General features: G+C 66.2%; 21 protein-coding genes. 7 read left to right on the top strand and 14 right to left on the bottom strand.

The window, feature by feature from the left end:
- The 4 genes from C8C96_RS14765 to mltG are packed head-to-tail and all read right to left on the bottom strand — an operon-like array spanning position 1 to position 3,068.
- Positions 1-360, bottom strand: coding sequence for a PilZ domain-containing protein (locus C8C96_RS14765; RefSeq protein ID WP_015013859.1), 360 nt, complete (start codon positions 358-360; stop codon positions 1-3).
- Between the two features lie 15 nt (positions 361-375).
- Complete coding sequence (locus C8C96_RS14760; RefSeq protein ID WP_121942775.1) at positions 376-1,383, bottom strand: DNA polymerase III subunit delta'; 1,008 nt, start codon at positions 1,381-1,383, stop codon at positions 376-378.
- A complete protein-coding gene (tmk, locus tag C8C96_RS14755; RefSeq protein ID WP_121942774.1) occupies positions 1,380-2,057 on the bottom strand; it encodes a dTMP kinase in 678 nt (225 codons plus the stop codon). Before tmk ends, C8C96_RS14760 begins: the two co-directional genes overlap by 4 nt.
- Positions 2,058-2,081: 24 nt before the next feature.
- Positions 2,082-3,068, bottom strand: a complete 987-nt coding sequence (gene mltG / locus C8C96_RS14750; protein ID WP_305000500.1) for an endolytic transglycosylase MltG — start codon at positions 3,066-3,068, stop codon at positions 2,082-2,084.
- Positions 3,069-3,113: 45 nt separating this feature from the next.
- On the opposite strand from mltG, the gene C8C96_RS14745 reads away from it, so the two are divergent.
- Positions 3,114-4,031 (top strand): folate-binding protein YgfZ, encoded by a 918-nt coding sequence (locus C8C96_RS14745; protein WP_121942772.1) that lies wholly within the window; start codon positions 3,114-3,116, stop codon positions 4,029-4,031.
- A 63-nt stretch (positions 4,032-4,094) separates the two neighbouring features.
- Here C8C96_RS14745 and C8C96_RS14740 read toward each other — a convergent pair whose 3' ends face one another.
- From C8C96_RS14740 to C8C96_RS14730, 3 genes are all read right to left on the bottom strand, one after another.
- Positions 4,095-4,952 carry a YbgC/FadM family acyl-CoA thioesterase gene (locus tag C8C96_RS14740; protein ID WP_121942771.1) on the bottom strand — a complete coding sequence of 286 codons (858 nt, stop codon included), beginning with the start codon at positions 4,950-4,952 and terminating at the stop codon, positions 4,095-4,097.
- Positions 4,953-4,960: 8 nt separating this feature from the next.
- Positions 4,961-5,881: an alpha/beta hydrolase gene (locus C8C96_RS14735; protein WP_199737540.1), complete on the bottom strand. Its 921-nt coding sequence runs from the start codon at positions 5,879-5,881 to the stop codon at positions 4,961-4,963.
- A 104-nt stretch (positions 5,882-5,985) separates the two neighbouring features.
- Positions 5,986-6,858, bottom strand: coding sequence for a 2-keto-4-pentenoate hydratase (locus C8C96_RS14730; RefSeq protein ID WP_121942769.1), 873 nt, complete (start codon positions 6,856-6,858; stop codon positions 5,986-5,988).
- A gap of 96 nt (positions 6,859-6,954) precedes the next feature.
- On the opposite strand from C8C96_RS14730, the gene C8C96_RS14725 reads away from it, so the two are divergent.
- Together C8C96_RS14725 and C8C96_RS14720 are read left to right on the top strand one after the other, a co-directional pair.
- A complete protein-coding gene (locus tag C8C96_RS14725; RefSeq protein WP_121942768.1) occupies positions 6,955-8,091 on the top strand; it encodes an iron-containing alcohol dehydrogenase in 1,137 nt (378 codons plus the stop codon).
- 235 nt (positions 8,092-8,326) lie between these two features.
- Complete coding sequence (locus C8C96_RS14720; protein ID WP_121942767.1) at positions 8,327-11,149, top strand: EAL domain-containing protein; 2,823 nt, start codon at positions 8,327-8,329, stop codon at positions 11,147-11,149.
- Positions 11,150-11,209: 60 nt separating this feature from the next.
- Here C8C96_RS14720 and C8C96_RS14715 read toward each other — a convergent pair whose 3' ends face one another.
- The 3 genes from C8C96_RS14715 to C8C96_RS14705 form a co-directional block, all read right to left on the bottom strand.
- Positions 11,210-12,382 (bottom strand): patatin-like phospholipase family protein, encoded by a 1,173-nt coding sequence (locus C8C96_RS14715; protein ID WP_121942766.1) that lies wholly within the window; start codon positions 12,380-12,382, stop codon positions 11,210-11,212.
- Between the two features lie 100 nt (positions 12,383-12,482).
- On the bottom strand, positions 12,483-13,313 hold the full coding sequence (locus C8C96_RS14710; protein ID WP_056063447.1) for an HDOD domain-containing protein: 831 nt from the start codon (positions 13,311-13,313) through the stop codon (positions 12,483-12,485).
- Positions 13,314-13,400: 87 nt separating this feature from the next.
- Positions 13,401-15,770, bottom strand: a complete 2,370-nt coding sequence (locus C8C96_RS14705) for a Tex family protein (RefSeq protein ID WP_121942765.1) — start codon at positions 15,768-15,770, stop codon at positions 13,401-13,403.
- Between the two features lie 276 nt (positions 15,771-16,046).
- Between C8C96_RS14705 and C8C96_RS14700 the strand changes: the two genes are divergently transcribed.
- The 3 genes from C8C96_RS14700 to C8C96_RS14690 all read left to right on the top strand — a co-directional run bounded on the left by C8C96_RS14700 (position 16,047) and on the right by C8C96_RS14690 (position 18,118).
- Entirely contained in the window at positions 16,047-16,340 is a 294-nt protein-coding gene (locus C8C96_RS14700) for a DUF4148 domain-containing protein (RefSeq protein WP_121944028.1), read from the top strand.
- A 241-nt stretch (positions 16,341-16,581) separates the two neighbouring features.
- Positions 16,582-16,986: a hypothetical protein gene (locus tag C8C96_RS14695; protein ID WP_121942764.1), complete on the top strand. Its 405-nt coding sequence runs from the start codon at positions 16,582-16,584 to the stop codon at positions 16,984-16,986.
- 46 nt (positions 16,987-17,032) lie between these two features.
- Entirely contained in the window at positions 17,033-18,118 is a 1,086-nt protein-coding gene (locus tag C8C96_RS14690) for a DUF72 domain-containing protein (protein ID WP_121942763.1), read from the top strand.
- An 18-nt stretch (positions 18,119-18,136) separates the two neighbouring features.
- Here C8C96_RS14690 and C8C96_RS14685 read toward each other — a convergent pair whose 3' ends face one another.
- From C8C96_RS14685 to C8C96_RS14675, 3 genes are all read right to left on the bottom strand, one after another.
- Positions 18,137-19,162, bottom strand: a complete 1,026-nt coding sequence (locus tag C8C96_RS14685; protein ID WP_121942762.1) for a diguanylate cyclase — start codon at positions 19,160-19,162, stop codon at positions 18,137-18,139.
- A 543-nt stretch (positions 19,163-19,705) separates the two neighbouring features.
- Positions 19,706-20,155, bottom strand: coding sequence for a type II 3-dehydroquinate dehydratase (locus C8C96_RS14680; protein ID WP_056063471.1), 450 nt, complete (start codon positions 20,153-20,155; stop codon positions 19,706-19,708).
- Positions 20,156-20,284: 129 nt separating this feature from the next.
- Complete coding sequence (locus C8C96_RS14675) at positions 20,285-21,238, bottom strand: TRAP transporter substrate-binding protein (RefSeq protein ID WP_099732131.1); 954 nt, start codon at positions 21,236-21,238, stop codon at positions 20,285-20,287.
- 243 nt (positions 21,239-21,481) lie between these two features.
- Between C8C96_RS14675 and C8C96_RS14670 the strand changes: the two genes are divergently transcribed.
- Positions 21,482-22,264: an IclR family transcriptional regulator gene (locus tag C8C96_RS14670; RefSeq protein ID WP_121942761.1), complete on the top strand. Its 783-nt coding sequence runs from the start codon at positions 21,482-21,484 to the stop codon at positions 22,262-22,264.
- A 6-nt stretch (positions 22,265-22,270) separates the two neighbouring features.
- On the opposite strand, the gene C8C96_RS14665 is transcribed toward C8C96_RS14670, so the two are convergent.
- Complete coding sequence (locus tag C8C96_RS14665; RefSeq protein ID WP_121942760.1) at positions 22,271-22,861, bottom strand: methylated-DNA--[protein]-cysteine S-methyltransferase; 591 nt, start codon at positions 22,859-22,861, stop codon at positions 22,271-22,273.
- Between the last annotated feature and the right edge of the window lie 37 nt (positions 22,862-22,898).

Here is a 22,898-nt window from a genome sequence, read left to right as displayed (position 1 = left end):
TCAGATCGTCTGGGTAGGACGGTCGGAGCCCAGCGCAGTTCCCAGCAATTCCTCGATCTTGGCCTTGAGCTGGCGGGATTTTTCGTCCTTGGGGAACTGGATGCCTACGCCCTGGGTGCGGTTGCCTGCAGCACGGGCCGGTGTCACCCAGGCCACGCGGCCTGCCACGGGGTAGCGCTGCGTGTCGTCGGGCAGGGTCAGCAGCACATACACATCGTCGCCCAGCTTGTAGTCGCGCTGGGTGGGCACGAAGATGCCGCCTTCGGCAAAAAAAGGAATGTAGGCGGCGTAGAGAGCGGCCTTTTCCTTGATGGCCAGCTGCATGACGCTGGGACGGGGCGCGGTGGATGGACTGCTCATGGGTGGGTGTGCGGCTTAGTGTCTGGAGTGTAGGGTGTTTCGCGCCTGGGCGACAAGCGCCTCCAGCATGAGCCCGCCATTGAACGGGTGGTCTGCCGTGCGCGCCGCCTTGGACAGTGCGCGAGACCAACGTGTGAGCGCACCCAGTGGCGGCGTCTTGGGCAGGTCGGCCTGTGCAAAGTACCGCGGCGCGGCGCCCACGCTGGCGGCCAGCAGGTCGTGGCAGAGCTTTTGCAGCGCATCGATCACCTGGGCCGGGGCCCAGTCGCCCAGCGCCGTCACATCACCCCGCGCCACGGCCTGGGGCAAGGCGGACCAGGCCTGCGGGCTGCGGCCCGACTGGGCCAGCGCTAGGGCGTCCTCGGGCCGCCCGCCTGCTGCACGCAGAAACGACACTGCCGCATCCCGGGCCACGCCCTGGGCCTGCAACCAGGCCAAGCTGTCGGCCTCCACAGGCCAGACCATGGTGTGGCCCAGGCAGCGGCTGCGGATGGTGGGCAGCAGTTGGTGCGCAGCCTCGCTGGCCAGCACAAAACGCACGTCGCCCGGCGGTTCTTCCAGCGTCTTGAGCAGCGCGTTGGCCGTGACATGGTTCATCTGCTCGGCGGGGTAAACCAGCACGGCCTTGCCTTTGCCACGCGCCGAGGTGCGCTGCGAAAACTCCACCGCATCGCGCATGGCCTCCACGCGGATCTCGCGGCTGGGCTTGCGCTTTTTGTCGTCAATGTCGGCCTGGGCCTTCTCCGACAGGGGCCAGCCCAGCGCCATCATCTGCACCTCGGGCATCAGCACGCACAGGTCGGCATGGGTGCGCACGTCGACGGCGTGGCAGCTGCCGCAGTGGCCGCAGGCGCCCTGCTCTGTCGGCGCATCGCACAGCCACGCGCGCACCATTTCCAGCCCCAGGGTGTATTGCCCCAGACCCGACGGCCCCTGCAACAGCCACGCGTGGCCGCGCTGGGCCAGCAGGCTGGTGCGCTGCGCAGCGATCCAGGGCGCCAGGGCCACGGCGGTCTCGCTCATTGCGCCCCTCCCTGCGTAGCCACCATGATGGCAAGCCAGCCCTTGCGCACAAACACGCTGGTGAGCTGCTGCCACACGCGGTGGCGGTCCTGCGCCGCATCCAGGCGCGCAAACCGCTGCGGTGCAGCGGCTGCGCGGTCTGCATAACCCTGTGCGACGCGGCGGAAGAACTCGACCGGTTGGGCCTCGAAGCGGTCAGGCACACGCGCACCGGCCAGCCGCTCGGCCGCCACCTCGGGCGCCAGGTCAAACCACACCGTCAGATCGGGTTCACGCATCAAACTGGTCTCAGGCGCTAGTCCTGTCTGCGCCAGGCGCTCCAAAGTTGATAGCACACCCAGATCGAAGCCCCGTCCCGCGCCCTGGTAGGCAAAGGTGGCGTCGGTGAACCGGTCGCACAGCACCACGTCGCCACGGGCCAGCGCGGGCTCGATCACGTTGCGCAGGTGGTCGCGGCGGGCCGCAAAGATCAGCAGGGACTCGGTAAGCGCATCCATCGGGTCGTTCAGGACCATTTCGCGCAGCTTTTCGGCCAGCGGCGTGCCGCCGGGCTCGCGGCTCACGGTGACAGTACGGCCCTGGGTGCGGAAGGCCGCGGCCAGGCCTTCGATGTGCGAGGACTTGCCCGCACCGTCGATGCCTTCAAACGTGATGAACAGACCGGGTCGTGACATGGGCGCCTTGGTTCAAGAAACTGTTTACTGCTGCCCGCGCTGGTAGCGGTTGACGGCGCGGTTGTGCTCCTCCAGCGAGGCACTGAAATGGCTGGTGCCGTCGCCCTTGGCCACAAAGTAGAGCGCGCGCGTGGCCTGCGGCTGCACGGCGGCCAGCAGCGAGGCCTTGCCGGGCATGGCGATGGGCGTGGGCGGCAAGCCGGGGCGGGTGTAGGTGTTCCAGGGGGTGTCGGTCTGCAGGTCGCGCTTGCGCAGGTTGCCGTCAAACTTTTCGCCCAGGCCGTAGATCACCGTGGGGTCGGTCTGCAGCAGCATGCCCACCCGCAGGCGGTTGACGAACACACCCGCGATCTGGCCCCGGTCGCTGGCCTTGCCAGTTTCCTTTTCGACAATGCTGGCCAGCGTCAGCGCCTCGTCCGCCGACTTGAGCGGGGTGTCGGCCGCGCGCTGGGTCCAGGCCGCCTCCAGATGGCGGTCCATGGCGTGCATCGCCCGGCGCAGCAAGGCGATGTCGCTGGAGCCTTTGGCGTAGGTGTAGGTGTCGGGGAAGAACCGCCCCTCGGGCGCCACGCCGGGGCGGCCCAGCTGGGCCATCAGCGCCTCGTCGGTCAAGGCGGCAGCATCGTGTTTGATCTGCTCTTCCTTGGCCAGCGCCTGGCGCACCTGGCGCCAGTTCCAGCCTTCAACCAAGGTGAGTGCGCGCAAGGCCTCTTCGCCCCGGGCCAGCTTTTGCAGCAGGCTGATGGGCGTGGTGCCGGGCGGGATTTCGTAGTTGCCCGCCTTGATGGCGCGGTCTTGCCCCGAGACACGGAACCAGGCGTAGAGCAGGCGCGCGTCCGTCTTCACCCCGGCCGCCACCACATCGCGGGCCACGCCGCGCGGCGTGGTGCCGGGCTCGATGGCCAGCTCCAGCGGCTCGGGGCCCACGTCGAGCGGCTGGTGCAGCCACCAATACGCAGCGCCGCCCAGTGCGATCCCCACCAACACGATCAAAGCCAGTAAACGTCGCACAACCCTGCTACCAATATGTATGAATCAGGGCATCATAATTCAGCGATGACCTACCCCTTGAATGGCATAGCCCCCCTGTCCCACCTCGGCGTGATTCGCGTGGAAGGCGAAGACGCTGCCAAGTTTCTGCACGGCCAGCTCACCCAGGATTTCGCCCTGCTGGGCATGGACCAGGCCCGCCTCGCGGCCTTCTTGTCGGCCAAGGGCCGCATGCAGGCCAGCTTCATCGGCTTCAAGCGAAGCGCCACCGAGGTGCTGCTGGTCTGCAGCCGCGACCTGCTGCCTGCCACGCTCAAGCGGCTGTCGATGTTTGTGCTGCGCGCCAAAGCCAAGCTGACCGATGCCACCGCCGACATCGCCCTTTATGGTGTTGCCGGAGACGCTATCAACTCCGTAGCTGGCAGCGCCCAGCCTGCGTGGACCAAGGCCGATGTGGGTGCCACCACCGTGGTGCACCTGTACCCCGCCGACGGCACCCCGCGCGCCCTCTGGGTAGCCCCCGCCACAGAGCCCGCGCCCGCAGGCCCTGCGCTGGATGCCACGCTGTGGCTCTGGAGCGAAGTCATCAGCGGTGTCGCCACGCTGACCACGCCGGTGGTCGAAGCCTTTGTGCCCCAGATGCTCAACTACGAATCGGTGGGCGGCGTGAACTTCAAGAAGGGCTGTTACCCCGGCCAGGAAGTGGTGGCGCGTAGCCAGTTCCGTGGCAGGCTCAAGCGCCGCGCCTACATTGCCCATGCAGCAGCCGAGGTGGCGGTGGGCGCCGAGGTGTTCAGCACCAGCGACCTCGAACAACCCTGCGGCACCGTGGTGCAGGTGGCCGCTGCGCCGGGCGGCGGGTTTGACACCATCGTGTCGCTGCAGATCAGCGCTGCCCAAGAGGGCTCGCTGCAAGTGGGCGCAGAAGGCGGCGTGGCGCTGTCGCTACTGCCCCTGCCCTACCCGCTGCTGGATGATATTTGAGCCAAATCGGGCACAGGCGCTAGTCGAACATGCCCGAGTAGCTCCCCTTTTAATAGCAAACCATCAAAGCTTGCGGGCCATGGCGATGTGCGCAATGCCTGCCTCTTCGTACGGCTCGCCCACCACCGTGAACCCCGCGCGGCGGTAAAAGCCCTCGGCGCTGCGCTGGGCGTGCAATTGCACTTCGGCATCGCCCCGGGCACGCGCCGCGTCCACCAGCGCATCCAGCAATTGGCGGCCCCACTGCGCACCGCGCACCGACCGGTCCACCGCCATGCGGCCGATGCGGCCCACGCCGGGTGCGTGCTGCAGCAGGCGGCCCGCAGCGACGGGCATGCCCAGCCGGTTGTACAGCACAGCGTGGCGCGCCGAGATGTCGTGCCTATCGGCCTCGACCTCGGCCGGGATGCCCTGCTCGTGCACAAACACATCGGTGCGTACGCGGCCGGCATCGCGGCCCAGGGTGTTCCAATCGCCGGTGCGCACTTCGGCCATCTCGGCGCCCGCTTCAAAACCTTCAAAGATCGCACGCAGTGCGGGTGGCACCGGGCGCGAGGTCTGCGTGGCTGGGTCGGCAAACACATAGACCAGCTCGGCAGAGATCAGCAAGCGGTCACCACAGAAAATGCCCGCCGTGAACAGGCACGACGAATTGCCGATGCGCGCGCATTGCAGGCCCACGTCCAGCGTGTCGTCGAGCCGCGCCGAGGCGTGGTACTCCACCGTGGCCTTCTTGACATACATCTCGCCGCCCAGCGCCAGCATGCTCGCCTCGTACGGCAGCGCCAGCGCGCGCCAGTACTCGGACATGGCGGTATCCACGTACATGAGGTAGTGCGCGTTGAACACGATCTTTTGCATGTCCACCTCGGCCCAGCGCACGCGCAGGCGGTGGAAACAACGGAAATCACTGCGTTGCATGGGTTCGTTTACTCCAGATGAAAAGCCAGGCGCAGCGCGCGGGCTGCGTCGGCATGGGCCTTGCGCGCTTCGGGGATGGCGCGGCCCATCTTGATGAATTCGTGGGTCACGCCCCGGTAGATGTCCAGGTCCACGGGCACGCCCGCCAGGCGGAGCTTGTCGGCATAGTCAACGCCTTCGTCCACCAGCGGGTCGCATTCGGCCAGGCCGATCCACGCGGGTGCCACGCCCTCCACGTCCGGCGCCAGCAGCGGCGCAAAACGCCAGTCCTCGCGCTCCTCGCGGGTGGTCACGTAATGGCCAAAGAACCAGCTGATGGCGGGCTCCTCCAGCACCAGGCCGCGTGCAAAGGTGGCGTGTGAAGGCGTGTCCTGGTGCGCCGCGCAGCCGGGGTAGATCAGCAGTTGCAGCGCCAGCGGCAGGCCCGCATCGCGCGCCAGAATGGCGTTGACCGCGGCCAGCGTTCCCCCCGCGCTGTCGCCCCCCACGGCCAGGCGCTGCGGGTCGGCACCCAGGCGCTCGGCGTTGGCAGCCAGCCACTGCAGCGCATCCCACGCATCGTTGCTGGCCGTGGGAAAGCGGTGCTCCGGCGCCAGCCGGTAGTCCAGCGACACCACCATGCAACCCGCCAGACGCGCCAGCTCGCGGCACAGAATGTCGTGCGTGGCGATGTTGCCAATGGTGAAGCCGCCGCCGTGCGTGTACAGCAGCACGGGCAAGCCCTTGTCGGTGCTGGGCGCGTACAGCCGTGCGGGCAGCATGGCGCCGTCGCGGGCCGGGATCTGCAGGTCCTCCACCCGCGCCAGTGCGGCCTTGGGCACCTCCAGCACATCCGCGCCCGCCTGGTAAGCGATGCGTGCCTCCTGCGGCGTGCGCGTGTGCAGCGGTGGGTGCCCCGCGCGGGCCATGCGTTCGAGAACGCTGCGCATCTGGGGGGTGAGACGGGTGTGGTGGATGTGCAGGTCGGTCAACGGTTGGGGTCTCGGCAAAAAAACAAAACGGCCCGCACGGCGGCGGGCCGCTCATCGGTGGCTTACTTGAAGGTCACGCGCACCGGTGCGGCGCCGGGCAGGCCATCGTAGGTGGCCGTCACCGACAAACCGGCCTTGGGTGGCAGCAGGGGCGAGAATGAGCCCAGGCTGATCAGATCGCCCGGCTGCATGGCTAGGCCTTCTTGCGCCAACGCGCCCGCCAGCCACACTACGGCATTGAGCGGATGCTCCAGGATGTCGCTGCCCTTGCCACCGCCCAGGCGCATGCCCGCACCATCGGTCAGCGATACGTTCATGTCGGCCAGGGCCTGGAGCATGGCAAAACGCTCGCCCCGGTACGCCGGCACGGCAATCGGGGCACCCGCCACGCCCAGGCGCGCGCCCACATTGATGGCGGTCACGCCCGCACCGTTGAGCTTGGGCGGCGCCTGCACCATCAGGTCGGGCAGCTCGATAAAGGGAATGATCTGGTCCACGGCGTTCAGCACGTCCATGGGGGTCTTGGCCTGGTTGATGGCGGCGCTTTTCACGCGCACCAGCATGTCGGCCTCGTACAGGGGGCGGGCACCGAAGGCTGCATCCACCGTGGCGCCACTGGGCAGCACCATGCCCTCGTAGAGCTTGCCCCACACGGGCTTGTCGGTGTTGAAGCGCTTTTGCACGGCGGGGTTGGTCAGGCCCGCCTTGTAGCCAATCACCTTGCCCATGCGCTGGGCCAGCAAGGCGTTGACCTTGCCGCGTGTGCAGGAGCCGTCGGCGTCCGTCAGGTTCTCGGGGTTGGCTGCCGGGGTCTTGGCCACATAGTTGGCCACCAGGTCGGCGGCCTGCGCGTCCGTGAGGCACTGGGCCTGGGCGCTTGTTGTCACAGATGCGACGGCCACCAGGGCCGCCATCAGGGTTTGCTTCGTTTTCAAGGCTGTCTCCTCCTTATAAAGTGGGCTCAGAACCTTTTCAAAGGCTGGCGAGCTATCGTAATCGCTGGCACCCCCATTCACACATTCTGTTGCACCATGGCTTTCATCTACTACGTCACCCAGATCCAGTTTGAATTCGGCGCCGTCCAACTGCTGAAGCAGGAATGCGAGCGCGTGGGCATTACCCGCCCGCTGATCGTGACGGACCCCGGCGTGAAGGCCGCCGGCGTGCTGCAAAAGGCGCTGGACGCGCTGCCCGGCATGACGGTGGCCGTGTTTGACCAGACCCCCTCCAACCCCACGGAGGCCGCCGTGCGCGCCGCCGTGGACATATACAAGGCCCAGGGCTGCGACGGACTGATCGCCGTGGGCGGGGGCTCCGCCATCGACTGCGCCAAGGGCATCGCGATTGCGGCCACGCACGAGGGGCCGCTGACGCACTACGCCACCATCGAAGGCGGCTCGCCGCGCATCACCGACCGCGCCGCGCCGCTGATCGCCGTGCCCACCACCAGCGGCACGGGCAGCGAGGTGGCGCGCGGCGCCATCATCATCGTGGACGACCACCGCAAGCTCGGCTTCCACTCGTGGAACCTGGTGCCCAAGACCGCCATCTGCGACCCCGAACTCACCCTCGGCCTGCCCCCCATGCTCACAGCAGCCACGGGCATGGACGCGATTGCGCACTGCATGGAAACCTTCATGTCCGCCGCGTTCAACCCGCCCGCTGACGGCATTGCGCTGGACGGCCTCACGCGCGGCTGGGCGAACATCGAGCAGGCCACCAAGAATGGCAGCGACCGCGATGCGCGCCTGCACATGATGAGCGCCAGCATGCAGGGCGCCATGGCATTCCAGAAGGGCCTGGGCGCCGTGCACTCGCTCAGCCACAGCCTGGGCGGCGTGAATCCGCGCCTGCACCATGGCACGCTCAACGCCATGTTCCTGCCCGCCGTGGTGCGTTTCAACGCGCAGGCCGAATCGGTGCAAAAGGAAAGGCGCCTGGAGCGCATGGCCCACGCCATGGGCCTCCAATCTGCGGGCGATATCCCCGAAGCCATCCGCGACATGAACGCCCGCCTGGGCCTGCCCACGGGCCTGGCCGCCATGGGCGTGAACGAGGCGATGTTCGACGACATCATCAAGGGCGCGATGGCCGACCACTGCCACAAGACCAACCCGCGCATTGCCGCCCCCGAGGAATACCGCGACATGCTGGCCCAGTCGCTCTGAACCCAGCCGCGTCACCCTCTGTACCTCCGCCGCGCACCCTGGGCGCGGCAGCCGTCAGGCGCGCATTGCACGTGCTGGCAGCTCCGCAGTTTTACAAAACGTCACACATCAGCAACACCGCGCCGGGAGCGCGATGCAAAACCACGCTCACAACTTCTCACAAGATAGACTCGCCGCTGTCAACAATTAATTAACCATTCATTACCACTGGGGTTGTGGGGGAGGACCACCGTCAATGCGCACCGGAAATCTCACCACCTGGCTTCTGCGGGGCACCTACCCCCGGCTGTATGTGTCCATCGTGGCGATCATCCTGCTGGTCACTGGGGTGCGCTACCACTACCTGCTGGCCGCAGAAACCGACGAAGCCCTGCAGCAAGGCTCTACCGAACTGCGGCGCGCCAGCGATCCTTTGCAGCTGCGCCTGGCCGCCGTGCCCGCGCCCGATGCCGACACCGTGACCCGTATCCTGACCGAGGGGTTGGCGCAGGCAGCGCCGGCAGTGGCGTCCATCAAATGGCAGGCCGCCGACCAGCCCGCCATTGAGGTCACCGCCCTCCCCTACCCCGCCAATGCTCCGAAATGGTTTACCGATTGGCTGGACCTCTCCGCCCCTGTGCAGCAGTCCGGCCTCGCGCTGGCAGACGGCACATCGGGCCGACTGACGGTGACGGCCCACCCGCAGCCCCTGGCGGACCAGGTGTGGGCCACGGTGCTGGTACAGGCACGCATCTCGGCACTCAACATCTTCACCATCTTCTTTCTGCTGACGCTGCTGCTGCGGGCCAATGCCCGCATGCTGCAGCGCCTGGCCCAGGCCACCGACGCGTTTCGCCAGGGTTACCTGAGCACGCGCATGGAGGTCACCGGCACGCTCGAATCCCGTGCCATGGCCGAGACCTTCAACGACATGGCGGGCAAGGTGCAATCTCTGGTGCTGTCCTTGCATGAAACGCAGCGCCAGCAAAGCGAGCAACTGCACTTCACCCGCCAGCTGATCGATGCCCTGCCCCTGCCCGTGTTTGTGCGTCATGCCGACGGCACCTACCTGGACGCCAACCGCGCATGGCAGCGCCTGTTCCAGTCACAGCCAGGTGCTGACGGCGCTGCAGGGGCCAGCCTGCCGGCCGAACTGGCCCCGGAACGGTCGGCCCGCATCGCCAGCGCGCACGACAACGAGATCCGCATCCGCCCCCCCCACCAGCCCCCACTGGACATGGCCTATTTCGAAGCGCCCTTCACCAGCACCAACGGCGAACTGGCTGGCACCATCGGCACGCTGGTGGACGTGACCGAGCGCAAGCGCGCCCAGGAAGCCCTGCGCGCTGAAAAGGAACGTGCCGAGGTCACCCTCGCCTCCATCGGCGACGGGGTCATCACCACCGACCTGGGCGGGCGCATCGAGACCATCAATGAGGCCGCACAGCTCATGACCGGGTTCACGGCCGATCAGGCGCTGGGCCGGCAGCTGGACGACGTGTTTCGTCTGTACGAAGAGCCCGCCAGTCGCACCGCCAGCGCGGCCGCCGACCGCGACACCCAGCCGGGTGGGCTGCAGCAGGCGACCTACGAGGTGCTGATCCACCGATCGGGCGAGCGCTATGCCATCGAGTACACGGCAGCCGCCATCCGCGAAGGCAGCGGCCACGCGGCGGGCTGCGTGCTGGTGTTCCGCGACGTGACCGAAACACGCAACCTGCGCCACCAAATCTCGTGGCACGCCCGCCACGACGCGCTCACCGGTCTGTACAACCGTGCGGCCCTCGCCGAAAAGCTCACACACGCCCTGTTCGTGGCCCGCAACAAGCAGCTGCTGCTGGCGGTGTGCATGCTGGACCTGGACCACTTCCAGGCCGTGAACGACACCTTTGGCCAGCGCGTAGGCGACCGTCTGCTCAAGGAAGTGGCGCGGCGCCTGGGCGCGTTCATCACGGCCCACGAAGCCGTGGCCCGCATGGGCGGCGACGAGTTTGTGCTGCTGCTCGGCGAACAGCCCGATGTGCCCGCCATCGAGGCGCGCCTGGCCGTGCTGATGCAGCAACTGGCCGCGCCCTATGCGATTGACGACCGCCTGGTGAACATCACCGTCAGCATTGGCGTGGCCGTGTTTCCGCAAGACGACGCCAACCCCGACACCCTGCTGCGCCATGCCGACCAGGCCATGTGCCAGGCCAAGAGCTTCGGGCGCAACCAGCTGCACGTGTTCGACGTGCAACACGACCACGCCGTGCAGACCCAGCACACCCGCCAGACCCGGGTGGCCCGCGCACTGCACGCGGGCGAACTGGTGCTGCACTACCAGCCCAAGGTCAACCTGCGCACGGGCGAGATCATCGGGCTCGAAGCCCTGCTGCGCTGGCAACACCCGCAGGAGGGGCTGCTGGGCCCGCAGCACGTGCTGCCGCTGGTGGAGGACACGGACCTGCAGGTCGAACTGGGCGAATGGGTGCTGCGCCAGGCCTTGGCGCAGATGCGGGTATGGAGCGATGCAGGCATGGGTTGGGAGGTCAGCGTCAACATCGCGGCGCCCCACTTTCACCGGCCCAATTTTGTGCAGCGGCTCAAGGACATCCTGCACACCTGCCCCGAGGTGTCTCCCTCGCGGCTGGAGCTGGAGATCCTGGAATCCGCCGCGCTGGAAGACATGCAGTACATGCGCCGCATGATGCAAAGCTGCCAGGCCCTGGGCGTGCGTTTTGCGCTGGACGACTTTGGCACCGGCTTTTCGTCCCTTTCCTACCTCAAGCGCCTGCCTGCCGAGACCATCAAGATCGACCAGTCGTTCGTGCGCGGCATTCTGGAGGACGGCGACGACCTCACCCTCGTCCAAGCCATCGTGGCGCTGGCGGCTGCGTTCCACCGCCATGTGGTGGCCGAAGGCGTCGAAACCGCCGAGCACTGCGCCAAGCTGCTGGAGCTGGGCTGCGAACGCGCGCAGGGGTACGGTATTGCCAAGCCCATGCCTGCGGCCGATGTGCTGCCCTGGGCGCGCGACCACGCTGCACGCCATGCGGCCCGGGCGGTGCAAGAGGCAGCGCGCCGGTCTGCCTCGACCTGAGCATCCGGCAGCCAGCGCAGCGGTCCCGGCGGGTGACGATGGCGCTGCGGCCCCGCCGCACTACAACGGCTGCACCGCGCCCATGTCCGGCCGCTCCAGCCATTCGCGCCACTCATCCACCAGCTGCTGGCTGGCGCGCGTGGCCGTCAGCCACGCCTGCGCCCGGGCACGGCTGTCCGTGCCGTAGTGGGTGAAATCATTGCGGTCGGGCAGCTTGGCATTGGGCAAGCGGCGCACCCAGTCCGGGTCGGGCGACAGCACCACCATGTTGTCAAGCGCGGACGTGGCCTTGTGGCGCCACTTCAGCCCCTTGTCCAGCCAGCCCGGCACCACGCGGTGCTGGAAGTGGGGGTAGAGCACGAGGCTGCCAGCACCCGCGCGCAGCGCCTCAGCCGCAGTTTTTGAGCCTTTTCCGCTGGGAGCGCTAGTGCTTATTGTCTGAGCAGCTATCAATTCAGAAGCAACACCATTCGGCAAGCCATAGGCAAGATGCAGGTGGTAGTCGGTGATGCCGCCGTCCCAGTAAGCGCCCCGCGGGGCGCCCGGGATGTTGTGCACGGCCTGCAAGACAAACGGGATCGAGCAGCTGGCCTGCAGCGCCTGCATGAAATTGTCTGCGTTCAGCCCCACCTGCCGGGTGCGGTAGTCGGTCGTGGCAAAAGGCAAGGCCGCACCCGATGAGGAAAACACCACCCGCTCCAGCCAGGCCCCCATCGCCTTGCGGTGCACGGTGTTCGTCACAAACGCCCCCAGATACCCCAGCGGTGTGCCCAGCGCATGCTCGCGCCCCAGCACATGGCGGCCCCGGGACGTGACGATGTGCAGGCGGTAGCGGGGGTGGCTGAGCACTTCCTGCACCCGCCCGCCGTAGAAGGCCTCCAGGTTCTGGCCGAACCGCTCACTCACATGGGCGGCCGTGGGGCGCTTTTTGCCGGGTGGCAGCTCGTAGTCCTGGTGGATGTAGTCGTGCTCCAGCCGCTCAAAAGCCGCCACCGATTGCTGCAGGCAGGCCGTGGCCATGCGCCAGGCGCCAATCGAGGCGCCCACCAGGTGCACAGGCTGATCGGAGCGCGGCAGCCACTCCCCAAAAATGAACCGGTCCATCGGCCCCAGGATCAGTCCCTTGGGACCGCCAGCCGCTGCCGGGATTACGCCCACGTCAGCGGGCCGCAGGCCCTGTTGTTCCAGGTGTTGGCGGGCGCGGGGGCCGGCGTGGATGCGCAATGCTTTCATGGCGCTGATTGTCGCAAACAGCTGCGGTGAGACGGCCCACCATGGACATCGGCCGGTGGCTGCCTCTCCATGCCACCCCCGCTACGTTGGCGCAGGGTAACTAGACGATGAAATCCGCCGCCGCATCCGGTCGGGCGGTCCAGTCGATGGGGTCTTGCTGCAGCACCATGTCGATATCGAGCCCCAGGGCCAGCCCCACTTCGCCGGGGAAGGACACCGCCAGCTCTTTTTCGTTCAGCTCGGCCTCGCGCGCGCGGGCGCGCCAGGCGGCCAGGTGGATGACGCCCGCCAGGGGTTCGTAGACCTTGTTGTCAAACGGTGCGTGCTGGTGCTGCAGGGCGTCAATCACCACCTCGGGCAGTTGCCAGCGGCGCGCGCAGCCCGCCGTCACCTGGCCGTAGCTGTAGCCAAAGATGCGTTGCTCGATCTTGTCGCGGCGCAAGTCAAACGGGGCTACCAGGGTGTTGACCGACTGGGCCTTCTCGGGGTCCGCCAGATGGATCACCAGCTCGCCCAAGGCATGCAGCAAACCGGCGGTATAGGCCGCGATCTGGTTGTGGTGAACGATGCCAGCGAGCGACCGCGCGAGCTTGGCCGTGTTGAGGCTGTAGCGCCAGAACTGCTGCATGTTCACCCCGGGCACCGAGCGCGACGTGGTGCCCAGCGGCGCCGACGTGACCAACGTGCGCAGCTGTGCGGTGCCCAGCAGCGCCAGCGCCTCGGGGATGCCCGCGATCTGCCCGGGCAGCTGGAAGGTGGGGGAGTTGGCCAGTTCCAGCAAACGAGCCGCGAGGGCAGGATCGGTGCCAAACAGCTGGTTCAGGCGCCGCAAGCTGGGTTCGTTCTGGGCCAGCTCGCTCATCAGCAGCGCCACGGCGCGCGGAAGGCTGGGCAGTGCCACAGGTTGGGCCAGCAGTGCGTTCAACTCCATGGGGTAAGGCGCCGGTGGTTGGTTCAGGTGCTGGCGATTATGGGCCCCTGCACGGCCAAAAAACCACCGGCGGCACAGCCGGCTGCGTCAGCGGCCTTTGGCCTGTTGCAACTTCGCAAATGCCGACGCCATGGCCGACTGCTGCACAGGCTCGGGCCCACGGCGCTGGGGTTGTGCGTAGCCACGGCCTGCGCCCTCAAAGCGGTTGTCACGGGGTGCGCCCCGGTCGCCGCCCTGGCGCGGTGGCGCGGCATCCAGCTTCATCGACAGGCCGATGCGCTTGCGCTCCACGTCCACTTCCATGACCTTGACCTTGACGATGTCGCCGGTCTTGACCACCTCGCGCGCATCGTTCACGAACTTGTGCGCCAGCTGGCTCACATGCACCAGGCCGTCCTGGTGCACGCCCAGGTCGATGAAAGCGCCAAACTGGGCCACGTTGCTCACCGTGCCCTCCAGAATCATGCCTTCCTTGAGGTCCTTGATGTCTTCCACGCCGTCGTTGAAGCGCGCCACCTTGAAGTCGGGGCGCGGGTCGCGGCCGGGCTTCTCCAGCTCGGCCAGGATGTCCTTGACAGTGATCACGCCAAACTTCTCGTTGGCAAACAGCTCGGGCTTCAGGGTCTTGAGCATGTCGGTACGGCCCATGATCTCGGCCACCGGCTTGCCAGTCTTTTCCATGATCTGCTCGACCACCGGGTAGGTCTCGGGGTGCACGCCCGTCATGTCCAGCGGGTTGTCACCACCGCGAATGCGCAAGAAGCCCGCGCTCTGCTCAAAGGTCTTGGCACCGAGCCCGGCCACATCCATGAGCTGCTTGCGGCTCTTGAAAGCACCATTGGCCTCGCGCCAGCGCACCACGGCCTTGGCCACACTGCCGGACAGGCCCGACACGCGGCTGAGCAGCGGCACGCTGGCCGTGTTCAGGTCCACACCCACCGAGTTCACGCAGTCCTCCACCACCGTGCCCAAGGTGCGGGCCAGCTCGCTCTGGTTCACGTCGTGCTGGTACTGGCCCACGCCGATGCTCTTGGGGTCGATCTTCACCAGCTCGGCCAGCGGGTCTTGCAGGCGGCGGGCGATGGAGGCCGCACCGCGCAGGCTCACGTCCACATCGGGCATCTCTTGCGACGCATATTCGCTGGCGGAATAGACCGAAGCCCCCGCCTCGCTCACCACCACCTTCTCGATGGCGCGGTCGGCCTTGGCGGCCATCTTGATGAGGTCAGCGGCCAGCTTGTCGGTCTCGCGGCTGGCTGTGCCGTTGCCAATGGCGATCAGGTTCACGCCGTGTTTTTCCACCAGCTTGGCCAGGGTGAACAGCGAGCCATCCCAGTCGCGCTTGGGCTCGTGCGGGTACACGGTGGCCGTCTCCACCAGCTTGCCCGTGGCATCCACCACGGCCACCTTCACGCCGGTACGGATGCCTGGGTCCAGCCCCATCACCACGCGCGGGCCGGCCGGTGCGGCCAGCAGCAGGTCGCGCAAGTTGTCGGCAAACACCTTGATGGCGACCTTCTCGGCCTCGTCGCGCAGGCGGGCGAACAGGTCGCGCTCGGTCGAGAGGCTGAGCTTCACGCGCCAGGTCCAGGCCACGCACTTGCGGATCAGGTCGTCGGCCTTGCGGCCCTGGTGGCTCCAGCCCAGCTGCAGGGCGATCTTGCCTTCGGCGATGCTGGGCTTGCCGGGTTCGGGCTCCACCGGCAATACCAGCTTGGCTTCCAGAATTTCGAGTCCGCGCCCGCGAAACACAGCCAGCGCGCGGTGCGAGGGCACGCGGCCGATGGGTTCGTCGTAGTCGAAGTAGTCGCGGAACTTGGAGACCTCGGGGTCGTTCTCGTTCTTGCTGTCCACCTTCTTGCTGCGCAGCAGGCCTTCAGCCCACAGCCACTCCCGCAGGTTCTGCACCAGCGCCGGGTCTTCGGCCCAGCGCTCGGAGAGGATGTCGCGCACACCATCCAGCACAGCGGGCACGGTAGAGAAATCGGCACCGGGCTTGCCGTCATCCAGCACTTCGGGTGGCTTGGTGAACGCCGCAGCTTCGACGGCGGGGTCCAGTGTGGGGTCGGCAAACAGCTTGTCGGCCAGCGGTTCGATGCCGAACTCGCGGGCGATCTGGCCCTTGGTGCGGCGCTTTTGCTTGAACGGCAGGTAGATGTCTTCCAGCTCCTGCTTGGTCGGGGCGGCCGCAATGGCGGCACGCAGTGCATCGGTGAGTTTGCCCTGCTCGTCAATCGCCTTGAGCACGGCCACGCGGCGGTCTTCCAGCTCGCGCAGATAGGACAGGCGCGCCTCCAGCTCGCGCAGCTGAATGTCGTCCAGCCCGCCCGTCACTTCCTTGCGATAGCGCGCAATGAAGGGCACCGTGGCACCGCCATCGAGCAGCTCCACCGCTGCGCGCACCTGTTGTTCACTGACTTTGATTTCTGCGGCCAACTGCCGAACGATCTGCTGCATGGGTGGGGCGGACTCTCTGAGACTCGGTCAAACAAAAAAGCGAAGCGCGCGAGTTTGCCACAGGCGGTTTTGGCAGCCCTTAGACCGCTCGGCGGATTGTTCCCAATACTGGAACAGTTAGTTTGCGACTGGGTGGTTTTTCTCTAAACACCATCGGCGTACAGTTCAACCCATCGATGAGCCGAACCCGCAAGGCGACTCACCGAACCCGGTTCAGGAATGGTTTTTGACCCGGCTTTTTTGAGACGCTTTTTCAACTTCAAGGACTTATCCATCATGAACAACACCGCACGTTTCCTGTCTATCGCCGCTGTCGCCGCTTTCGCCGCTTTTGGCGCCCATGCCGATGAAGCCGATGGCTCGCAATTTGCCCTGAAGTTCGATACGAACCGCACCCGCGCTGAAGTGCAAGCCGAAGCTGTAGTGGAAGCCAAGACCCACAACATGGAACCCGCAGGCTCGCGTGTGGTGACCTACCAATCCACCGCTGACCGCGCTGCCGTGCGTGCACAGGCTGCTGAAGCCGTGCGCACCGGCCAGATCCCTTCGGGCGAATTCAGCGCCATGTAATTTGGCAGACCAACTGCTTGGGTTGGATTGAAGCAGTTGCGGGACTTCCCAGGGTGGTGGCACTTCGCGCGGTGCGGGTGCTGCTGCCATGGGGAGTGTTAACTGAACCGCAGGGGCGGGCAGGCAAAAAGGGCTCCTTTTGGGAGCCCTTTTTGTTGTTGGGCCGCATGGACTTGCGGGTGGCCACACGCTCGGCACGGTCAGCCCTTCATAGAATGAAGGACTGCTAGCACATCGCTCCATGTCCCTTCCCCCCTTCCCCATCCGCACCGAATGCCCTCCCGGCACCTGCGTGTGCGACCGGGATGCGCTACTCCAGACACCGGGCAGCGATGTGCGCATCCTGATGCTCACGCGCAGCGAAGAAAAGAAGATGCTGGAGCGCCTGGAGAACCTGGGCAGTCTTGCCGACCTGCGCAGGATGCAGGAGCGCATGGAGCAGCAACTGGGCATCCGCCTGTCCATCACCCAAAGCCCGAACGAGGTGCGCAGCCTGCGGGGCATTGCGATCCTGGTGCACGAACAGCCGGGCCTGTGCCGCAAGACACGGCAGGCCATCCCGGCTGCCATCAAGAAAAGCATGGACACCCATCCCCAGATCACGTTTGACCTGCTGGACGAGAGCGGGCTGTTTGGCAGCTCGTAGCGCAACCTACCCCGCCGTACCGCACCAAACCGCACCACCGCAGCGCATGCAAGACGATCTTTTTGGCGACACGCTGCCCAAGCCCCCGCCGGCAGATGTGCCGGCCAACGGGCCATCGGCACCATCACCCACGCAAGGCACTGAGTCCACTGCACGGCGTACCCGGTCTGGCACGGTAGCCCCCGTTGTTCCGGACGATGCTCTGAAAGCCTTGGCTGCCGCCCTGCCCCGCCAGTTGCGCCTGGGCACTTCGTCATGGACCTACCCCGGCTGGAAAGGCCTGGTGTGGGAGGGCGAGCATTCCGACACGCAGCTGTCCAAACAGGGGCTGGCCGTGTACGCCCAGCACCCGCTGATGCGCACGGTGAGCATCGACCGCAGCTTCTACCGGCCGCTCACGGTGAGCCAATACGAGCGCTATGCGTCGCAAGTGCCCGACGACTTCCGGTTTGTGGTCAAGGCGCCCAGCGTGGTGACGGATGCACTGGTGCGCAGCGAAGACGGACGCGGCCGCCAGCCCAACCCGGCGTTCCTCAGCCCCGAGCTGGCCCGCAGCGAATGTGTGGAGCCGGCGCTCCAGGGCCTGGGCCACAAGCTGGGCGCGCTGGTATTCCAGCTCAGCCCCCTGCCGCTGGCGCAGCTCGATCGCATGCCCGCCTTGCTGGATCGCCTGCGTGCCATGCTGCTGGCCCTGCCCCCGCTGGCACCACTGGCGCCCGATGGGGTGATTGCCGTGGAGGTGCGTGACCCCGAGTGGCTGACGCCCGACTTTGCGGCCGTGCTGCGTGAAGCGGGCGCCACCTATTGCCTGGGGCTGCATGCCAAGATGCCGCCGCTCCACGACCAACTGCCCCTGCTGCGTGCGCTGTGGCCCGGCCCGCTGGTGTGCCGCTGGAACCTGAACCCTGTGCACGGCCCGTACGGCTATGAAGACGCCGAGCGGATGTACGAACCTTACGACCGCCTGCACCACCCGGACCTGGACACCCGGGCGGCACTGGCCGCAGTGATCGCAGGCATCACAGGCCGTGGACAGAACGCCTTCGTGACCATCAGCAACCATGCCGAAGGCTGTGCGCCGCTCACGGTGCGGGGCGTGGCGGAAGAATTCGCTCGGCTGGCGGCCAGGTAAAACCCGACCCACCCCGCTTTATTGCTCCGGCGCCTGCTCGATGCGGTTGCGGCCGCCTTGCTTGGCACGGTACATCGCGCGGTCCGCGCGTCGTACCAGCTCTTCGGCCAACTGCTCGCGCTGTGGCGCCATGGTGGCCACGCCGAAGCTCACCGTCACGATGCCCCACGGCGCACCCTCGTGCGGCAAGGCCAGCGCCTGGATGGCTTGCTGGATGTGCTGGGCCATCTCCAGGGCGACCCGGGCATCGGCGCCAGGCAGCAGCACCACAAACTCCTCGCCGCCAAAGCGCGCCACCAGGTCACCGTCGCGCCGTCCCCCGGTCTGTGCCAGCGTCAGGGCCAGGGATTTCAGGCAGGCATCGCCCGCCAGATGGCCGTAGTGGTCATTGAAGTGCTTGAACACATCCACGTCCAGCATGATCAGCGACAGCGGTCCGTGGGCCCGTTGTGCGCGAGCCCATTCATGGGCCAAGGTCTGGTCAAAATGGCGGCGGTTGGCGATACCGGTCAGGCCGTCGGTGTTGCTGAGCAGCTGCAGCTGGTTGTTGGCCTGGGCCAGTGCCTGGGTGCGCTCATCCACCAACGTCTGCAGCTCCTGGTTGCGCTGCTGTAGGCGGCTGACGGGGTACACCTCGCCGTCTCGGGCCAGTCCATACGGGATGGAGATGCTGCTGTGCGCAATCTTCCAGTCGTCACCCTCTTGCCGAAAAACGACCACAAGACGAGCGGTTTCGCTGGCAAACAGCGGGTCGGGATGGGGCAAATGAATATGAAAAAACGCGGTCATGGCCAGCACATCGGCGCCCAGTTCCTGCGGGAACAGGTCCAGCACCTCGATGCCGATGCGCCCGGGCACCTGCGCAAAGTCGGTCTGCGTGATGTCCACCCATTCGCTGCGGGTTTTGATGAGCTTGTCGCTGCTGCCCGCAAAGCCGCTGAAGTTCTCGCTGAAGCGATCCACCAGCCGGGCATCGCGTCCGGCATACATCTCGATGTACTCGTCGAAGAGCATGCGGATGAGCCGTTGGCGATCTGGAGACATGCGACGGTTCCTCAGCGAAGACAGTGACATTCGGAAAACAGTCCAGCAAATGGCGCTCACTGCAGCGGATGCTACGGACAAATGTAACACTCGCAACCGCCATCTTGAGGCCTGCTGGCGCTGCGTCTGACAGGTCTCTATGCGCTGCCAGACGGTGATGAAGAGGTGCTGCGTCCAGACTGGGTCACTGTCCTGTCCACCCTGCAGAAGCTGGCGCCATGCTTTTGCGGTCTATGGCAGACACACCGGCGCGGCGCCAGTGCTGAGAGGTGCTCGCCCCACGCCGCGCGGTGTCGCCATCTGGCGGCGCATATGGGCCGCAAGCAAAGACCGTACGTACGGGGCAAGGTCTGGACAGCATCGGGGGCCCACGGGGCGCAGTTGAATGAAGCAATCCATGCAATCGCCAGCGGCCGATTTGTCTAAAAACCGTCGGGCAACCGCCGCTCGGTACCAGCACGGCAAAAGTCAGCGCCGGTCCATCACTGAACTACGAATTTTCAGAAGACACGTTGAACGCCCACCACCGTGCGCACACACCGCTCAGGCAACCTGGGCGGCCTCGCGCAGGCTGTCCACCAGCGCCCGCAGCCCGGCCAGGTAGGAGTGGGGACCGAAGCCCTGCACCGTGGCCTTGACGGCGGGCGAGATGATGGAATGCGCGCGCCAGGCCTCGCGCGCGGCGATGTTGGACATGTGCACTTCGATCACCGGGAAAGGCATGGCCTTAATGGCATCGTGCAGCGGCACGCCGTGCTGTGTCAGCCCCGCAGGATTCACGAGTGCGCCCTGCGCCACATCGATGTTGGCGTGCAGGAAGTCGATGAGCGCGCCTTCGTGGTTGGACTGCACGATATCGAGCTCCACACCCAGCTCCGCAGCGAGCTTGAGCAAACGCTCGTTGATCTGGGCCAGCGTGGTGGTGCCGTAGATGTGGGGTTCGCGGCGCCCGAACAGGTTGAGATTGGGGCCGTGGAGGATGAGGATTTTCATGGGGTGTTCAGGGTTGGGAGCGGCTGACAAAGCTCAGCGAAGCGGTTCTGGCTAGGCGCTGCGTCGCAGGCAGTGCGAATAGCACGACAAGACGCAGCAACGACGCCAGAAGAGTTTTGCCAGGCGCTCTTACTTGCGGATGCGGGCGAGTTCGTCGTTGTAGAGCTTCACAATCGCCGGGTCATAGGTGGCCGCGAACTTCTCGATCACGGGCTTGGCGATCTGCTGCATGCGGGCCAGCTCGGCGGGCGTGATCTCGTTGTAGGCCATGCCTTTGGCCTGCAGGTCACCCACCGAACGCTGCGCTGCAGCGCGGCTCACCTGGCGCTGGTAGCCACGCGACTCGTTGGCAGCGTCGTGCATCATCTTCTGCTCGGCAGGGGTGAGCTGGTCCCAGAACTTCTTGCTCACCAGCACGATGTTGGCGGCGTACACGTGGTTGGTGGCGCTCACGTACTTCTGCACCTCGAACATCTTGTTCGACAGGATCACGGCATAGGGGTTCTCCTGGCCGTCCACGGCCTTGGCTTCCAGCGCGCCGTACAGCTCGGCAAACGGCATGGGCACAGGGTTGGCCTTGAAGGCCTTGAAGGTCTCCAGGAACACCGGGTTGGGGATCACGCGCAGCTTGAGGCCATCAAAATCATCGGCCTTGGTGATAGGGCGCCTGCTGTTGGTCACGTTGCGAAAACCGAGGTCCCAGTAGCCCAGGGCCACCAGGCCCTTCTCGGGCAATCGGGCGATCAGCGCCTGGCCCAGGGGGCCGTCGAGCAGCGCATCGGCCTGCGCAAAGTTGGCCACAGAAAAGGGAAAGTCCACCAACCCGAATTCCTTGACGATGCCGGCCAGCGAGGTGGTGGCCGGTGCCGACATCTGCTGCACACCGCCCTGCAACGCCGACTGCTGCTGCATCTCGTTGCCCAGCTGCGAGGCGGGGAACTCCATCACCTTCATCTTGCCGCCGCTCTTGGCCGCCAGCAGTTCGCCAAAACGCTTGACGCCAAAGCTCACGGGATGGTCGGCATTGTTCAGGTGTCCGAAGCGGATCACGCGCTCCTGCTGCGCGGCGGCGGGTAGCGCCATCAAGAAGGACAGGCCAGCGGCCGCCAGAAGGCAAGCAGTTTTTTTCACAGGGACTTCTCCAACAAAAAGAGACCAGCAATGTGCACACCAGGCCCGGAGTGCATCGGGGACTGCATCGTATGAATAGAGTGGAAACTGTTTCCACAGTAGAAACCCTTTAACAATTTTTGATACATTGCGCCCGAAGAACCAGCGCTTGGGTATCCTGGAAAAACCGGTCCACGATCACGAAGAGCCCCCGCCATGAGCAGCATCCTTGAACGCAGTTTCAGAGTCCTGGAGCACCTCGCTCCACACCCTGAAGGCAAGGCCCTGTCGAGCCTGGCCTCCGAACTGGACATGCCACTGAGCGCCACGCACCGCCTGCTGGCCGAGTTGATCCGTTGCGGCTACGTGCGGCAGGACCAGAGCCAGGGCAACTACATGCTCACCATCAAGCTGGTGTCGCTGGGCCTGGGCTATCTGAGCGCCACGGGCGTGGTGGACATTGCCCAGCCCCTGCTGGACCGGCTGGCCGCCGAATCTGGCGAACTGGTGCGTCTGGCCGTGGTGGATGGCGACGCGCTGACCTTTGTGGCCAAGGCGCAAGGGGCCGTGCGCGGCCTGCGCTACGACCCGGACATGGGCCTGTCGGTCAACCTGTCGTGCAGCTCGGCCGGCCATGCCTGGCTGTCCACGATGAGCGATGAAGAGGCCCTGGCCCTGGTAGCGCGCCAGGGCTTTGGCAAACCCGAGGACTACGGCCCCAACGCCCCCACCACCGTGAAGGCCCTGCTGGCCTACCTGCGCACCGCACGGCAGCAGGGTTTCAGCACCATCGTCGAGGTGTTTGCTCCGGCCATGACGGCCATGGCCGCACCCATCCGGCAAGGCAACGGCCCGGTGATCGGGGTGGTGACCATTGCGGGCCCGCTGGTGCGCCTGACGCCCGAACGCATGCAGGCCCTGGGCCCCGCCCTGCTGAACACCACGCACGAGCTGGCCATGGCCAGCGCGGGGTCGCCCCTGCTCAAAAAGCGCGGCTGAACCCCTTCAGCCCCTGGGTGCAAACAGCGCCAGGGTCTCGTGCGCAAAGGCGCCCTCGATCTCCAGCATGCGTATCTTGGTGGTGGCGCCGCCACCGGCCGAAAAACCGCCCGTCTTGCCGTTCGCCGCCAGGATACGGTGGCACGGCACCACAGGCGCAAACGGGTTGTGGCCCAACGCCTGGCCCACGGCACGCGCAGCACCCGGCTCGCCCAATGCGGCAGCCATCTCGCCATAGGTCATGGTTTTGCCGGGTGGAATGCGGCGGGCCAGTTCGTACACGCGGGCGTGGAAGGGAGGCACGGCGTCGAGCGCCAAGGGCACATCACGCAGGTCGTCCTGCGCACCTTCAAGCAGGGCCACCACGCGTGCTGCCCAAGCTGCCACATTGGGTGGCATCGCACCTTCAGCGAGCTGCGGAAACCGGCGCTGCATGCGGGCACGCGTTGCCACCTCGCCCGCGTCTTCCGGCAACTGCACCCCCACCAGCAGCGCCCCCCGCCACGCAATGCCGCAGTGGCCAATGGCCGTGGGGAACAGCGCATAGCCGCCTGTGGGGCGGTGCGCCGTGTCGTTGGCGTGCAGCTCTGCGGCCATTTGCTACTCTTTGGATAGCATTCAGGGCATGTAAATC

Origin of the sequence: Acidovorax sp. 100, assembly GCF_003688355.1 — a bacterium.
In the GTDB taxonomy this organism is placed as follows: Bacteria; Pseudomonadota; Gammaproteobacteria; order Burkholderiales; family Burkholderiaceae_C; genus Acidovorax; species Acidovorax delafieldii.
This window is presented reverse-complemented; position numbering and strand designations above follow the sequence as displayed.

What these genes read in the sequence shown, in the direction of transcription:
- C8C96_RS14700 (WP_121944028.1), top strand. Translation starts at nt 16,047, where the DNA reads ATGAACAACACCGCACGTTTCCTGTCTATCGCCGCTGTCGCCGCTTTC.
- C8C96_RS14670 (WP_121942761.1), top strand. Translation starts at nt 21,482, where the DNA reads ATGAGCAGCATCCTTGAACGCAGTTTCAGAGTCCTGGAGCACCTCGCT.
- tmk (WP_121942774.1), bottom strand. Translation starts at nt 2,057, where the DNA reads ATGTCACGACCCGGTCTGTTCATCACGTTTGAAGGCATCGACGGTGCG.
- C8C96_RS14735 (WP_199737540.1), bottom strand. Translation starts at nt 5,881, where the DNA reads ATGCGCAGCGTTCTCGAACGCATGGCCCGCGCGGGGCACCCACCGCTG.
- C8C96_RS14680 (WP_056063471.1), bottom strand. Translation starts at nt 20,155, where the DNA reads ATGAAAATCCTCATCCTCCACGGCCCCAATCTCAACCTGTTCGGGCGC.
- C8C96_RS14685 (WP_121942762.1), bottom strand. Translation starts at nt 19,162, where the DNA reads ATGTCTCCAGATCGCCAACGGCTCATCCGCATGCTCTTCGACGAGTAC.
- C8C96_RS14740 (WP_121942771.1), bottom strand. Translation starts at nt 4,952, where the DNA reads ATGCAACGCAGTGATTTCCGTTGTTTCCACCGCCTGCGCGTGCGCTGG.
- C8C96_RS14705 (WP_121942765.1), bottom strand. Translation starts at nt 15,770, where the DNA reads ATGCAGCAGATCGTTCGGCAGTTGGCCGCAGAAATCAAAGTCAGTGAA.
- C8C96_RS14665 (WP_121942760.1), bottom strand. Translation starts at nt 22,861, where the DNA reads ATGGCCGCAGAGCTGCACGCCAACGACACGGCGCACCGCCCCACAGGC.
- C8C96_RS14765 (WP_015013859.1), bottom strand. Translation starts at nt 360, where the DNA reads ATGAGCAGTCCATCCACCGCGCCCCGTCCCAGCGTCATGCAGCTGGCC.
- C8C96_RS14760 (WP_121942775.1), bottom strand. Translation starts at nt 1,383, where the DNA reads ATGAGCGAGACCGCCGTGGCCCTGGCGCCCTGGATCGCTGCGCAGCGC.
- C8C96_RS14690 (WP_121942763.1), top strand. Translation starts at nt 17,033, where the DNA reads ATGCAAGACGATCTTTTTGGCGACACGCTGCCCAAGCCCCCGCCGGCA.
- C8C96_RS14710 (WP_056063447.1), bottom strand. Translation starts at nt 13,313, where the DNA reads ATGGAGTTGAACGCACTGCTGGCCCAACCTGTGGCACTGCCCAGCCTT.
- C8C96_RS14720 (WP_121942767.1), top strand. Translation starts at nt 8,327, where the DNA reads ATGCGCACCGGAAATCTCACCACCTGGCTTCTGCGGGGCACCTACCCC.
- C8C96_RS14725 (WP_121942768.1), top strand. Translation starts at nt 6,955, where the DNA reads ATGGCTTTCATCTACTACGTCACCCAGATCCAGTTTGAATTCGGCGCC.
- C8C96_RS14675 (WP_099732131.1), bottom strand. Translation starts at nt 21,238, where the DNA reads ATGGCGCTACCCGCCGCCGCGCAGCAGGAGCGCGTGATCCGCTTCGGA.
- C8C96_RS14695 (WP_121942764.1), top strand. Translation starts at nt 16,582, where the DNA reads ATGTCCCTTCCCCCCTTCCCCATCCGCACCGAATGCCCTCCCGGCACC.
- C8C96_RS14715 (WP_121942766.1), bottom strand. Translation starts at nt 12,382, where the DNA reads ATGAAAGCATTGCGCATCCACGCCGGCCCCCGCGCCCGCCAACACCTG.
- C8C96_RS14745 (WP_121942772.1), top strand. Translation starts at nt 3,114, where the DNA reads ATGACCTACCCCTTGAATGGCATAGCCCCCCTGTCCCACCTCGGCGTG.